Raw genomic sequence first — 13237 nt, 5'->3', positions numbered from 1 at the left:
GATTTGTCTCCTCTATAAGTTAAATATCTGACCGTAAAATCACCAGACCACTGCTACAGCATTACCAAGCGGTATGGCCGCCATCTGCCGAAAACACCGAACCGGTGCTGAATGAGCTGGCATCGCTGACCAGAAACACCAGCGCCTGTGCCACCTCTGCAGGGTCGGCAAAACGTTTTTGCAACTGACGCCCTGTCAGCTTGCCGACCAGCTCGGCCGAATCACTTTCAGACAGACCGCTGAGCAAACCCCTGGCCATGGGTGTGTCCATACCGCCCGGGCAGACCACGTTGCAGCGCACATGCGGTGCCAGCTCGGCGGCGACTGCGCGGGTCAGGCCGATCACAGCGGCTTTCGAGGCGCAGTAGGTCGTCATCATGGGCAGCGCCACCATGGCACCGACCGAGGCCACATTGACGATGGCACCCTGCCCCGATGCCTTGAGTGCCGACGCCATGCGCTGTATGGCCAGCAACTGCGCAAAACAGTTGACATGCATGACGTGGTCAAAACTTTTCTCTGTGACGTCGGCCAGCTGGCCCGCACCCAGCACACCCGCCACATTGCACAGGCCGTGCAGGCTTCCAAACTCGCCCAAGGCGCTGGCCAGCAGCTGGTCATGGGTGGCGGCCTGCGTCACATCACCCACCACACTGACGGCATCCACACCTGCGGTTTTCAGGGCCTCCATGGTGGATGCCAGGCCCGCCCCATCGATATCGGTCAAGGCAAGGCGCGCACCTTCGCGGCCCATGGCAAGCGCCGTGGCGCGCCCCAGGCCCTGGGCTGCGCCAGTGATGGCAATGACTTTGCCCGCGAGGTTTTTCATGCGCTGGCCACACTTTCTTTGGCAGCCTGCAAGGCATGCCATACCTTTGAAGGAGTCGCAGGCATGTCAAGGTGCTTCACACCCAGAGGCCTTAATGCGTTCATGACCGCGTTCATGACGGCTGAAGGTGCGGCAATCGTGCCGGCCTCACCGACCGCCTTCACACCGAGCGGGTTGGTCTTGCAGGTGAATTCGACCAGCTTGAGGTTATAGGACGGCACATCGTCGGCGCGCGGCATGCCGTAGTCCATGAAACTGCCGCTCAGCAGCTGTCCGCTCTCGCGGTCATAGACCACGTGCTCAAGCAGCGCCTGGCCAATGCCCTGGGCCACACCGCCCTGAATCTGCCCTTCACAAATCATGGGGTTGAGGATGCGCCCGACATCATCAATGGCGTTGTAGCGGTCAACTTTCACGACGCCAGTTTGCGGATCAATCTCGACCTCACACAAATGGCAGCCACTCGGGAAGTTAGGCGGGTCGGTGTTCCATGTGCCGCTGGCCTCCAGACCCACACCCAGCTGGGACATGGGGCCGGCCTTGATGAAGAAATTTTTGGCCACATCAGAAAGCGCCACGGTTTTGCCGTCGGCCTCGCTGGTGAACAGGCCGTTATGAAACTTCAGCTGATCCGGCGTGCAGGCCAGCAGTTGTGCGGCGACGGGGCGTACCCGCTCGATGATGCGGTCACAGGCGATGCGCAGGGCGTTGCCGCCAATCATGGACGAGCGCGCCGCATAAGTGCCGCGCCCGAAAGGCACCTTGTCGGTATCACCCTGCAGGTAGCGTATGGCCTCAAACGGCACGCCCAGCCATTCAGACACGAGCTGTGCAAACACCGTCGCATGGCTCTGCCCGTGCGAATGTGTACCTGCCAGAATGGTGACCCCACCGGTGGCGTCAAAACGCACACTCATCTGGTCGTTGAAGATGCCGCCCTGTTCGATAAAAAAGGCAATACCACGGCCCCGCAGAAGTCCATTCTGTTTTGAAGACTGCTGCCGCTTGTCATAGCCATCGGCATCCGCAAACCGCAGGCAATGCGACAGCATGTCGGGGAAGTCGCCGCTGTCATATACAAAACCGGTTTGTGTGGCGTAGGGCAACTGGTCGGGGCGGATCAGGTTGCGGCGGCGCAACTCGACGGGGTCCATGCCCAGTTCTGCGGCCGCCTTCTCAATCAATGCTTCGCACACATAGGTGGCCTCTGGCCGGCCAGCACCGCGATACGGGCCGGTGGGAGAGGTGTTGGTGAAGATGCCGAAATTCACGCCAAAAAACACCGGCACGTCGTACACCCCGGGGATGAAACGCAGCGCAAACGTCAGCGGCGCAACAGCAGCAGACACCACATAGGCCCCGAAGGCATGCATGGAGCGCGCACGCATGGCCAGGATGCGGCCATCAGCATCAAGCGCCAGCTCGGCGTTGACGACCTGGTCCCGGCCATGGTTGTCACCCAGAATGCTCTCGCTGCGCGTGGGAATCCACTTGACAGGCCTGCCACACCGGCGCGAGGCCCACAGAACCAGGCCGTCGTCGGGATAGGCGTCGGCCTTCATGCCGAAACCGCCACCCACGTCGGGAGAGACCACACGCATTTTGGTTTCCGGAATGCGGAACACCGAGCTGCACAGCATCTGCCGCGCACCATGCGGGTTTTGCGAGCTGGTGTGCAGCGTGTAACTGTCGTCCGATTCGTGGTACTCGCCAATGGCGCCGCGCGGCTCAATTGAATTGGCAGACAGGCGGTTGTTTTCTATGCGTATCGATGTCACATGGGCGGCTGCCTCAAACGCGGCTTTGGCCTTGTCTTCGTCACCGAACTTCACGACGCAGCACTTGTTGCCGGGTGCGCCATCCCAGACCAGGGGCGCGCCTTCACCCACCGCGTCTTCAAGCGCCGTCACTGATGGCAACGCGTCGTATTCCACCTCAATGAGTTCAAGCGCATCACGCGCCAGTGCGGCGGTTTCAGCCACGACGAACGCGACGCGGTCACCCACACAGCGCACTTTGTCGGTCGCCAGCAGGGGGCGGGAGGTACGGTAGCCCTTGGGCCCCCCCATGTCTTCGGGCATGAAGAGCGGCGGCAGGCCGCCCATGTTTTCAGCCAGCACATCGGCGCCGGTCAACACGCACAGCACGCCGGGAGCCGCCAGTGCCTGGCTGGTATCCACGGACACGATGCGTGCATGGGCATACGGAGACATCAGCGTCACGCCATGCACCATGCGCGGCAATTCGATGTCATCGATGTACTGGCCCCGCCCCGTCAGGAAGCGGCGGTCTTCCAGTCGGGGGGCGGACTGGCCAATACCGGTTCCAGCATGGCTCTCTGTTGTTGTACTCAAAACATGTCTCCTTGGCTTTTTTTAATGTCTGGCGTTGCGGTATCTGTCAAGGCAGCAATACACCGCGCAAAAAGTCACCCACCGTCTCAGTGAACAGCACGGGCTGCTGCACATTGCCCAGATGCGCCACACCGGGCATCACGACCAGGCGTGCACCCTGGATCTGCTCTGACATCGCGGTGGCGACAGACGGCGGCGCGGCCGCATCAACCTCGCCGGCCACCACGAGCACAGGCGCGCGCAGGGTCTTCAAGGCGTCAAAGTGGTCGAGCTGCTGGATGGCCCTGATGGCGGCCGCATAACCTTCGGGGTACGTGGAGGCGATCTGGTCGGCGATCCATCGCAATGTCATGGGCGAGGCCTCGGCAAACTCGCGCGGAAACCAGCGATCTAGAACCGACGGTATCTGGGCCACCAGGCCATCCTGGTTGAACTGGTCAAGACGGCGTGCCCATATCTCCCAACCCGCAGGGTAGGTGCGGGCGCTGGTATGTGCCAGCACCACGGCAGACGTGCGCTGCGGACAGGCCAGCGCAAATGCCTGCGCCACCATGCCACCCAGGGAGAGGCCCACAAAGGCTGCGCGGTCGATATTCAGATGGTCGAGCACATCCTTCACGGCCTCTGCGTAGTCGGCCATGCCGGAGATGCCCGGCTGCGGCGCGCTCTTGCCGTGACCCGGCAGATCAATAGCCACAACACGGAACTGTGCTGCCCACGCGGGAAGTTGTGGCGCCCACAAGGCGCTGCTGGTGGCCAGGGCGTGCAGCAATACAAGTGGCTGGTCGCTGGCAGAGCCGTGAACGCTGTGTGCAAGGAGCGCGCTCATGCCGCAGCTCCGTGTTTGGTGTTCCAGCGGCCCAGCCCGATACCTGTGTACCAGTTGGACACCGCCTTGTAATAAAGCGTCTCGAACCGGCCGCCACCTGCGGCGCCATGCGCCATCAGCCAGGTGCGTATTTCTTCTGCGCCGTTGCCGGCTTCGTTGACGTGATCGGCGGCGTAGCGCACCAGTTCTTCATCGTTCCCTGCCGACAGCAGGCGCATGAATTCCAGATCAAAGCTTTCATTGACCATGCCCATGCGGGGCGTGGCGATGTCATGACTGATACCACCGGTTGCCAGGATGGCCACACGTTCGCAGCCGTCGTAGGCACGCAGGGCCTTGCCCAGAAATGTTCCCCATTGCAGTGCGCGCTTCATGGGTGGCAGCGGCGGCTGCACGCAGTTGACCAGCATGGGCACGATGGCGAAGTCCTGCGCCACACCGGCCAGGTGCATGGGTGCCAGTGTGCCGTGGTCCAGCTTGAGCTCCATCGAGAACGAAGGGTCGAAGCCGCTGTCCAGCGCCTGTTCCACAAGATAACCGCCCAGCCGTGCATCACCCCTGAGGGTTTGCCTGTCGAGCTTGAGCCAGTGCTCGGCCGGCGTGTCATAAGACTCCGCAGCGCCTATGCATACGGCAGGGAAATTGTTGAAGAAGAAATTGTGGATATGGTCGTCAGAGATCACCACCACCACGTCGGGTTTCGCGCTGACGATCTGCTCGCCGACTTCCTTGAAGGAGGCAAAGATCGCCTCGCGGTCAGAGTCCGGAATCGCTCCCGGGAAATTGATCATCACCGGTGTATGGCTGACGGCATGGATGGCAACAATTTCAGCCATGGTCAGCTCCCGACACCTTGTTGTCGCCCACAGCCTTGAGCGAGTCAACAAAGAGTTTTTCTGAAATATGCAGGCCCAGGCAGTGGGCTCGCAGCAGGTAAGGATTCACACCAGCCACGTACATGGCGCCTATGTCGTTGTCGCGAATCGCCGCCTTGAGCGAGGGCTCCAGCGGAATGTCGGCCATGTAGGCATCCGGGCTCGCCTTGTAGCGCTGCAGGTGGCTGTCCTTATGGTGCACGTCATACAACACGCGGTTCATCCAGTAAGCCGAGGTGGTCGGTATTTTTTGTTGCCAGTTGCCAGCCATCACCGCACCCCGCCTGCATGCACCTGGCGTGCCAGCCAGTCCACCACCGTGGGCAGTGTTTTGGGCGTGAGCCCCATATGCCCGCCCGGGAACATGCGTACCGATTTCGGCCAGCCGTGGTCTGTCAGCAGCTCGATGTCTGCCACCGGACACTGTTTGTCTTCCTTGCCATTGACGAGCAGCAGCGGCGCGCAGGGCTTGTCCAGCCAACCCTGATCCAGCAGAGACAGGCGCCTGAAGAACTCGACGTACTCCGCATCGTTGGTGGCGCCCAGCATGGCGCTGCGGGTTTCGACCAGCTCCATGAGGTAGCTGTCCGGGTAGCGTGAGGCCTGCACCCATTCGGGCTGAAACATGTAATGCGCACCGCCACCCCAGTTCACCGCGCCGGCAATCATGTCGGGCACCTGATGCGCGAGCTTGGTCGCCCAGTAGCCACCAAATGAACGGCCCAGGCAACCCACACGCGCGCCGCTCAATGAGGTCTGCCGGCGCACCCATTCAAAGACGGTGATGAACTGGCGTTCGGCATCCGGCACACCCCTGACCGGCGATTCCCCGGTACCGGCGTTGTCCATCGCCACCGTGGCAATGCCCTGTGCCAGCAGTGCATCGCTGGCTTCCGTCATCTGCTCCTTGCAGGCGTCGACGCCGCCCCACATCACAACCACGGGCGGCTTCTCGATACCGGCCGGCCTGCGCAGCAACACCACGATCTCCCCGCCTTCGCCTTCGCGACCGTCAAACGGGATGGTGATTCGCTCTATCGGCACAGCCCAGAACCGGCTGGCGGCAATATAGGTCTCTCGCTCTGCCACGGCACAGCGTTGTTTGGCCGGATGGTTCGGGCACGGAAAGCGCCCCATAAAGAACATGCCGCTGGCCTTTTTGTAAAGTGCCCCGGCGCGCGCGCCGTCGCCCGCCTGCTCGGCATCCAGCGCCTGCCTGCGCACCTTCTCACCACAGGCTTCCCAGTAGCTGCCCCAGGCCTGGCCATCCAGCGCGGGCACGGCGTCTATCAATGCCGGGCCTTCCTCAAGGCTCAGGGCATTCATGGGGTGAAAGCGCGACACCAGCCGCTGCTGCATCCATGCCTTTGATTCGGCAAGATTTTTCGGTCGGTCAGTGACCTGCGTGTTAGGGGAATGGTCAGTCAAGTCGCGCTCTCCGGTGCGGGGTTTCAGGGTCTTTTTCGTTTGTCTACATACATGCAAATCACCTTGCGGCGGCCTGCTGTGTGGTGACCGAAATGTTAGGTAGAACGACTCAAAAATGTTGTTCCCGGCCGGTAGCGGAATTTGACTGCGCATGCAGCGCGCACAGTGTTAACCCTGAGCACCAGTAGAACGCACCGGCCCGTCAAAAGAACAGGCAAACAAGGCACTTGACTCGGTGCGCTTTGCCTTTTGCCTGCGATGGCTTTATGCATGCAGAAGCGTTGACGCTCGCAAGGTGCAGCGCTTAACCTCGCGCCACTGACAACAGATCAAACACTTGGGCAGCTGTTGCACGTACCCGGATGCGGGCACGACAGCAAGCCAGACCTACGAGACAAAGAACAGCATGCAAGATCAAAACAAAGCAAAACAAATCCTGGTCGTCGGCGGTGGAATAGGCGGCATGTCTGCCGCCATCTCCATGCGGCGCAAAGGCATGGACGTCGACCTGGTTGATCTTGACCCGCAGTGGCGTGTTTACGGCGCAGGCATCTCCATCACCGGCCCGACGCTGCGCGCCTTCAAAGGCGTGGGCATACTCGAAGAAGTCATGCAGCAGGCCTATACCGGTGAGGGCATACAGGTGTGCGACGTCAACGGCAAGCCCGTGCATATCGTGCCCACACCGCTCGTGGGGGCCGATGATGTACCGGGTTCGGGCGGCATCATGCGACCGCTGCTGCACAGCATCCTGTCACGCCGCACAAGGGAGCTGGGCACGCAGGTCAGGCTGGGCATCACGGTAGACAGCCTCAGGTCTGATGACGACGGTGTAGACGTCGTATTTTCAGACGGCAGTGCACAGCGTTATGACGTGGTGGTCGGTGCAGATGGCGTATTCTCACGGGTGCGCAGGCTGCTGTTTCCCGACGCTCCCGGGCCTGAATACACCGGACAGTGTGTATGGCGCATCACCGTACCGCGGCCTGCATCTGTTGTCCGCAGGATGTTTTTTCTCGGCGGCGAACTCAAGGTGGGCCTGACGCCGGTGTCGCAGGGCGAGATGTATATGTTCCTGCTGGAGCCGGCGCCCAGACGCGACATCATTCCTGACGCGGAACTGCCTTCACGGCTATCGAGGCTGATGCAGGGCTATGGCGGCGTGCTGCAGGACATTCGTGAAAACCTCAGCGACTCCTCACACATTGTGCTGCGGCCGCTTGAAGGTTTTTTGCTGCCACGCCCCTGGGAGAAAGGCCGTGTCATCCTGATCGGTGATGCCGCGCACCCGACCACGCCCCAGCTCGCGTCCGGCGCGGGCATGGCGGTGGAGGATGCGCTGGTACTGGCCGAAGAGCTGGCGCAGCAGCCATCGGTGGAGCTGGCCTTTGAAGGCTTCATGGCCCGCCGCTATGAACGATGCCGTCTGGTGGTTGAAAACTCACTGGAAATAGGCCGGCGCGAACAGGCGCGGGCACCCATGGAAAAACAGGCAGAACTTGTCGAGCAATCGCTGCGCGTTCTTGCAGAGCCCATTTGAATTCAAGTCATCTACCCGAAACCCAGACATGCAGATATCCAGTCAACAAACCCTTCCCGCATCACAGGACAACGCCTGGGCGGCGCTGAACAATATTGAGGTGCTCAAGGCCTGCATCCCCGGATGCGAATCCCTCACCGAAACAGAACCCGGCCGCTATGAAGTCCTGATCACGGCGGCCGTCGGCCCCGTGAAGGCGAAATTCAAGGGCAAGCTGGGCCTGGCCGACATCAACCCGCCCGAGTCCTACACCATCAACTTTGAGGGCCAGGGCGGCGCGGCTGGCCACGGCAAGGGCTCAGCCAAAGTCAGACTCGAACATACGGGCCTCAACCAGAGCGTGCTGCATTACACGGCCGATGCGTCGGTGGGCGGAAAGATAGCCCAGATAGGCCAGCGGCTGGTGGACATGGCGGCGCAAAAAATGGCTGCTGAATTTTTTGCCAGCTTCAATCGCCAGATCCTGCTGCTTCACCCGCTGGACGCTGTACCACCGGGCACAACAACTGCAGAAGCAGGTCGGGATGAGCAAGCGGGTCTCTGGGCGCGCCTGCAGCGCTGGTTACGCGCCCTGCTGGGCAGGAATTAAACGGACCGGGATGGCATCGCTGAAGATGCCATCAGCGATCTCAGTGCCTGGTGTCGGCAAGCACTTCCAGCATACGGCCCTGAGCTGCCTTGCGAAACTCGCGCGGCCCTGTGCCGAACTCGGCCTTGAAGGCGCGGCTGAAATGGGACACATTGCTGAAACCCCAGGTAAAGGCGATCTCGCCAACAGTTCTGGCCTGCAGCCTGGGTTCAGCGAGGTCACGCCGGCACAGGTTCAGCCTTTCCTTCCAGACCGACTTCATGAGCGGCTGGTCATCTTCCGAAAAGAGTTCGTACACATGCCTGGGCGACAGGTTGACGCCGCGTGCAATGGCGTTCGCGTCCATGTTGCTGTCCCAGAGGTTGTCGCGCACAAAACGCGAAATGCGCTGGCGGTGCAGCGCCTTCAGGCGGGTAGCTGATTTGTCGGATGACTTCTCAAGATTGCGCAGTGCCGGGGCCAGCAAATAGGGCAGCGCATCAGACATGTCATCTGCAATCTCTTCGGACATGGTGGGTGTCATGGCAAACAGGCCGTCCAGCACAGAACGGAAGATGGCGCCAGGCCCATGGTCACAGCGGATCGCAAGTGCTGTCAGCGTGTCGAACTGCGGGAGCAACTGGCGCAAGGCGCAGGGCTTGATGTAAACGGAATGGACATAAATCTCGCTGGCCTCGATATGAAAGGGCCGTGAGGGATCAATGACAAAAATATCGCCAGCTTCAATGCGGCTCTCACGGCCGCCCTGTGACACCACGGCCACGCCCTGTTTGTGCAGCGACACCAGCAGGCGGGACTCTGGTGAATTTGAGGTACGGGTGGACGCTGTGGAATGCGGCGAAAACCTGATCGCTGCAAAACGCAGATTGCGCCCGAAATAGCCGGACACATCCGCAGTCAGGGGCTTTTCCTCAGGGCTGCGAACGGCCAGACCCACCGAAAAAAGGGATTGCATCTCACGCTGGAACAACTGCGCGCGCAGGGATTCCGGCGTTGAGTCGGTTGAAAAGTGCCGGGTAGTGCCGGCATCGTGGGCATGCGTCAGCATTGTTGTCTCCTGGATATCCCTTTGCAGGTATCTGGCGCAAATATAGCGCTGCACAGACATTTACAACAATGATTTGTATGGATAGAATTTATCCATGCCATCTATACCTCGAATTGCGCAGAATTTTCAGGGGACCAGCGGTGCGCATCAACCGGCTTGACCTGAACCAGCTCGCCACACTGGACGCCCTGCTGACAGAGGCCAATGTCAGCAAGGCAGCCATTCGTGTGCATCTGAGCCAGCCGGCGGCCAGTGCAGCGCTGGCCAAGCTCAGGGAATTTTTCGGCGACCTGCTGCTGGTGCCCAACGGGCGGGTCTTGAGCCTGACACCATTTGCGCAGGCACTCGTCGATCCTGTGCACGACCTGCTGCTGAAGGCGCAGGCCCTGTCACGGTTGCGCCCCCAAACCATTCCCTCGAAATTCGAACGCAAGATAACGGTTGCCGCATCAGACTATGCGTTCAGCATATTCCTTTTGCCCATGTTCAAGCGTGCGGAAATCGAGGCGCCGGGCCTGACATTTGAGTGGCGTCCGTTAATGGGCTCCATCACCGAGGAGCTGGACAGGGGCGATGTGGACATGGTGGTGTCGCTGGCCTCCGGCGCATCGCCACGCCACCCGAGCGAGATGATTTTTGTCGACACCTTTTCTTCCATTGTCTGGAAAGACAACCCGCTGGTCGGCAAGGCACTGACAAAAAAACAGTATCTTGAGCTCGGGCATGTGGTGATGGTTCTAGGCAACGGACGCGTACCGACGCTGGACCAGCTCGCCATGGAAGCTGCCGGCCTGCAGCGAAAAATACAGGTGAAGGTGCCCAGCTTTACGCTGATTCCTGCCTGTGTGGCAGGCAGCAACCGCATAGGCACCATACAGACCACGCTGGCCCACATGCTGGCGCAGCGCATGCCCCTGCGGGTGATGCGTTGCCCGATACCCATACCCGTCATCCAGTCCTCAGTACAGTGGCACAGCTACCAGAGCCGTGACCCGGCGATTCAATGGACACTTGCCGCCATTCGTGACCTTGCGCGCGAACTCGGCAGCAGGCGCAAAACTGCATAGATGGCGATTCGCAGCAAACACGCCGCGGGTTAACACTGAGCCCATCACAAAGACAGGCAAGTCCCGCTTCCGGCAGGGAACAACATCAATGCCTTCGTCTGCCTAACATCCTCCGCAGCCCGGGATTCGCTGCGCCAGATATGGAGGCTGTGCGCTGTCGATTCCTGTTTCAGGATTTAAACAAGAGAGACAAAACATGACTTCACGCCAGACCCTTTCGCGCCGCGCGCTGCTGCAGCTGTCCGCAGCCGGAGCTGCCACCGCAGGCCTTGCTGCCGCTTTTGCACAAAGCGCCGGCAGCGCGCTTGACCTGTCCAAAGTCGTGCTGGGCCAACCGGCAGGATCACTGGTGGATATTTTTGCGCGCCGCGTTGCGGACTCCATTCAACCAGCGTATTCGCGCAACGTCATCGTCGACAACCGGGTCGGTGCAGGCGGCCAGATCGCTGTGACCGCCGTGAAGGCCGGGCCGGCCGATGGCACCAATATCCTGCTGACACCATCGCCCATGATGGGCATCTACCCGCATACCTACCCCAAGCTGCCCTATGACCCGGTTGCAGATTTCATCCCGGTGTCACTGGGCGCGGTGTTCGAGCTGGCATTTGCAATAGGCCCACTGGTGCCGGCCAGCGTGAAGACGCTGCCCCAGTTTTTCGAGTGGTGCAAGGTCAATCGCGGCGTGGCCAATTTCGGCTCGCCCGCTGCCGGGTCATCGCCGCACTTCATGGGCACCATGGCGGCACAGGCGGCTGGTGTCGAACTGACGCACGTGCCCTTCCGCGGCACTGTGCCTGCCATCTCCGACATGGTGGGCGGGCAGATCGCAGCGGTCAGCACCCCGCTGGGTGATTTGATGCCTTTTGTTGAGGCCGGCAAATGCCGCCTGCTGGCCACCACCGGTGAAAAGCGCAGCCGGTTCTCACCCGCGGTTCCCACCTTTGCTGAAATGGGTTACAAAAATCTGGTGCTCACAGACTGGTTTGCATTTTTCGTGGCGGCCAAAACGCCGGCAGCCCACGTGCAGCGCCTGAGCAATGCACTGAAGACCTCGCTCACCTCGCCTGTCGTCGTCAAGGCCATGGCCGAGCGTGGCCTGGAGGCGCGCTGGTCAACGTCGGCAGAGCTTGCGGCGCGCCTGCAGGGCGATCTGGCACGCTGGAAGCCGATTGTGAAGTCGCTCAACTTCACGGCGACATCCTGAGGGAGGGCGCTTCACGCCCCCAGCAGGAAATCAACCATCAGGTCGCGCACGCTGCCAAACATGTCCGCGCCTGTCATGGTGACGCACCCTTTTGCACGCGCTGCAGCGATCAGCGGCGTCACGGCAGGCACTGTGATGACGCAGCCGACAAACATCCCGGTGCTGATCCTTTCCGCATCCAGCGGATAAGGGTCGGCCTCCTGCATGCCGACAGGCGTGGCATTGAGTACGATGTCAAAACCGGTCGGGTCTGCAGAACCCTGCGTGACCGGGCATTTGTTGAGGCTTGCGAGGCGATGCACCAGCGTGTTGCGGCGCATGTCGTCTTTATCATGGATGGCAATGCTCTTGGCGCCCGCCATCACCAGCGCATGTGCGATCGCCGAACCGGCACCGCCCGCACCGACCAGCAATGCTTTTTTGCCTTCGGGCTGGCAGCCTTTGCCCTGCATGGCAGAAACAAAACCCAGGCCATCGAACATGTCGCCATGCCACGAACCATCGGCATTGCGGCGCATGGTGTTGACGGCACGTAAAAACGCTGCGCGTTCGGAAGCCGTCCCGCACAGGTCAAAGCAGGCGAACTTGTGCGGAACAGTGGCGATGATGCCGTCCACGTTTTTGGCAAGGGACGCGCCCGCAAACCAGCTTGCCAGATCGGCCGGCGCCACATGTGCGGGCATCACACAAGCGTTGTGGCCGCGCTCCTGCAAGGCGCGGGTAACGCCCGCGGGGGATTTGACCTGGGCAATCGGGTCACCCACGATGTAGTGAAGACGTGTTGCGCCGTTTAAAGCTAGAGGTTCTGGCATGGCTGCTTTGCCCGATAGGTGTTTGTGATGGCCCTGAAGAATAACTGGCGCACGTGCCGTCCTCCTGTGGTCGATTGGCGGCAGCCGCGCTGGAGCCGCACGTCTAAAGACGGCGGAATCGGCGTTTTCACGCTTGCGCGGGTGACCGTAGGGCTTGTAGAGTCCGTCAAGGAACCGCCACAGGAGACAACCCATGACCACCGCAGCCCACACCGACACCCAAACGCCACAAGGCACGCGCCGCGTCGACGAACTCCTCGCCCACTATGGCGAGAGCCATCAGAACCCCGGCAATGAGGTGATCCACTTCATTGCCATACCGCTCATCATGCTCAGCCTGGTGGGCATGCTGTTTGCGCTGCACCCGTGGGTCGCCTACGCTTTTGTGGCAGCCAGCATGGTTTATTACGCCAGGCTATCGGTGGTTTTTTTGATCACCATGGCGGTCCTTTCCGTGCTGGCATTTGCCATTGTGTTCGCCATGGGCCAGCATGCATTGGCCATCTCGGTGGCCATATTCGTGGGGGCATGGATCATGCAGTTCATCGGCCACAAGATGGAAGGCAAAAAGCCCTCTTTCTTTGAAGACCTGCAATACCTCTGGGTAGGCCCCCTCTTTGTGCTGAGCAAGCTTTTTAACAGGCTGGGCGTGCGCTGGTAAC

General features: G+C 60.8%; 13 protein-coding genes. 5 read left to right on the top strand and 8 right to left on the bottom strand.

Going from position 1 to position 13237, the window contains the following annotated elements; translation table 11 throughout:
- Positions 1–61 precede the first annotated feature (61 nt).
- The 6 genes from HYX42_RS07965 to HYX42_RS07940 are packed head-to-tail and all read right to left on the bottom strand — an operon-like array spanning position 62 to position 6315.
- Positions 62–829 (bottom strand): SDR family oxidoreductase, encoded by a 768-nt coding sequence (locus tag HYX42_RS07965; protein ID WP_293401611.1) that lies wholly within the window; start codon positions 827–829, stop codon positions 62–64.
- Positions 826–3183: a xanthine dehydrogenase family protein molybdopterin-binding subunit gene (locus HYX42_RS07960; RefSeq protein WP_293401609.1), complete on the bottom strand. Its 2358-nt coding sequence runs from the start codon at positions 3181–3183 to the stop codon at positions 826–828. The genes HYX42_RS07965 and HYX42_RS07960 overlap by 4 nt, the downstream gene beginning before the upstream one ends.
- A 46-nt stretch (positions 3184–3229) precedes the next feature.
- Entirely contained in the window at positions 3230–4012 is a 783-nt protein-coding gene (locus HYX42_RS07955; RefSeq protein ID WP_293401607.1) for an alpha/beta fold hydrolase, read from the bottom strand.
- Entirely contained in the window at positions 4009–4848 is an 840-nt protein-coding gene (locus HYX42_RS07950) for a 2,3-dihydroxyphenylpropionate 1,2-dioxygenase (protein ID WP_293401605.1), read from the bottom strand. Before HYX42_RS07950 ends, HYX42_RS07955 begins: the two co-directional genes overlap by 4 nt.
- On the bottom strand, positions 4841–5158 hold the full coding sequence (locus HYX42_RS07945; protein WP_293401603.1) for a subunit of meta cleavage enzyme: 318 nt from the start codon (positions 5156–5158) through the stop codon (positions 4841–4843). The genes HYX42_RS07950 and HYX42_RS07945 overlap by 8 nt, the downstream gene beginning before the upstream one ends.
- A complete protein-coding gene (locus tag HYX42_RS07940; protein ID WP_293401601.1) occupies positions 5158–6315 on the bottom strand; it encodes an alpha/beta hydrolase in 1158 nt (385 codons plus the stop codon). Before HYX42_RS07940 ends, HYX42_RS07945 begins: the two co-directional genes overlap by 1 nt.
- Before the next feature lie 406 nt (positions 6316–6721).
- Between HYX42_RS07940 and HYX42_RS07935 the strand changes: the two genes are divergently transcribed.
- Both HYX42_RS07935 and HYX42_RS07930 read left to right on the top strand, forming a co-directional pair.
- Positions 6722–7855: an FAD-dependent oxidoreductase gene (locus HYX42_RS07935; RefSeq protein ID WP_293401599.1), complete on the top strand. Its 1134-nt coding sequence runs from the start codon at positions 6722–6724 to the stop codon at positions 7853–7855.
- A 28-nt stretch (positions 7856–7883) separates the two neighbouring features.
- Positions 7884–8444 (top strand): CoxG family protein, encoded by a 561-nt coding sequence (locus HYX42_RS07930; protein ID WP_293401597.1) that lies wholly within the window; start codon positions 7884–7886, stop codon positions 8442–8444.
- 40 nt (positions 8445–8484) lie between these two features.
- Here HYX42_RS07930 and HYX42_RS07925 read toward each other — a convergent pair whose 3' ends face one another.
- Positions 8485–9492 (bottom strand): helix-turn-helix domain-containing protein, encoded by a 1008-nt coding sequence (locus HYX42_RS07925; RefSeq protein WP_293401595.1) that lies wholly within the window; start codon positions 9490–9492, stop codon positions 8485–8487.
- A gap of 140 nt (positions 9493–9632) precedes the next feature.
- On the opposite strand from HYX42_RS07925, the gene HYX42_RS07920 reads away from it, so the two are divergent.
- Together HYX42_RS07920 and HYX42_RS07915 are read left to right on the top strand one after the other, a co-directional pair.
- Positions 9633–10559, top strand: a complete 927-nt coding sequence (locus tag HYX42_RS07920) for a LysR family transcriptional regulator (RefSeq protein WP_293401593.1) — start codon at positions 9633–9635, stop codon at positions 10557–10559.
- A gap of 196 nt (positions 10560–10755) precedes the next feature.
- A complete protein-coding gene (locus HYX42_RS07915; protein WP_293401591.1) occupies positions 10756–11763 on the top strand; it encodes a Bug family tripartite tricarboxylate transporter substrate binding protein in 1008 nt (335 codons plus the stop codon).
- 11 nt (positions 11764–11774) lie between these two features.
- On the opposite strand, the gene HYX42_RS07910 is transcribed toward HYX42_RS07915, so the two are convergent.
- Positions 11775–12575 carry a ThiF family adenylyltransferase gene (locus tag HYX42_RS07910; protein ID WP_293401589.1) on the bottom strand — a complete coding sequence of 267 codons (801 nt, stop codon included), beginning with the start codon at positions 12573–12575 and terminating at the stop codon, positions 11775–11777.
- 193 nt (positions 12576–12768) lie between these two features.
- Here HYX42_RS07910 and HYX42_RS07905 point away from each other — a divergent pair, with 193 nt between their 5' ends.
- Positions 12769–13236 carry an Mpo1-like protein gene (locus tag HYX42_RS07905; protein WP_293401587.1) on the top strand — a complete coding sequence of 156 codons (468 nt, stop codon included), beginning with the start codon at positions 12769–12771 and terminating at the stop codon, positions 13234–13236.
- Position 13237 lies beyond the last annotated feature (1 nt).

The organism is Polaromonas sp., from assembly GCF_016185115.1.
Classification (GTDB): Bacteria; Pseudomonadota; Gammaproteobacteria; order Burkholderiales; family Burkholderiaceae_C; genus Polaromonas.
The sequence above is the reverse complement of the archived record's forward strand: the minus strand, read 5'-3'. Positions and strand labels throughout refer to the sequence as shown.

What these genes read in the sequence shown, in the direction of transcription:
- HYX42_RS07955 (WP_293401607.1), bottom strand. Translation starts at nt 4,012, where the DNA reads ATGAGCGCGCTCCTTGCACACAGCGTTCACGGCTCTGCCAGCGACCAG.
- HYX42_RS07950 (WP_293401605.1), bottom strand. Translation starts at nt 4,848, where the DNA reads ATGGCTGAAATTGTTGCCATCCATGCCGTCAGCCATACACCGGTGATG.
- HYX42_RS07930 (WP_293401597.1), top strand. Translation starts at nt 7,884, where the DNA reads ATGCAGATATCCAGTCAACAAACCCTTCCCGCATCACAGGACAACGCC.
- HYX42_RS07925 (WP_293401595.1), bottom strand. Translation starts at nt 9,492, where the DNA reads ATGCTGACGCATGCCCACGATGCCGGCACTACCCGGCACTTTTCAACC.
- HYX42_RS07935 (WP_293401599.1), top strand. Translation starts at nt 6,722, where the DNA reads ATGCAAGATCAAAACAAAGCAAAACAAATCCTGGTCGTCGGCGGTGGA.
- HYX42_RS07965 (WP_293401611.1), bottom strand. Translation starts at nt 829, where the DNA reads ATGAAAAACCTCGCGGGCAAAGTCATTGCCATCACTGGCGCAGCCCAG.
- HYX42_RS07945 (WP_293401603.1), bottom strand. Translation starts at nt 5,158, where the DNA reads ATGGCTGGCAACTGGCAACAAAAAATACCGACCACCTCGGCTTACTGG.
- HYX42_RS07910 (WP_293401589.1), bottom strand. Translation starts at nt 12,575, where the DNA reads ATGCCAGAACCTCTAGCTTTAAACGGCGCAACACGTCTTCACTACATC.
- HYX42_RS07905 (WP_293401587.1), top strand. Translation starts at nt 12,769, where the DNA reads ATGACCACCGCAGCCCACACCGACACCCAAACGCCACAAGGCACGCGC.
- HYX42_RS07915 (WP_293401591.1), top strand. Translation starts at nt 10,756, where the DNA reads ATGACTTCACGCCAGACCCTTTCGCGCCGCGCGCTGCTGCAGCTGTCC.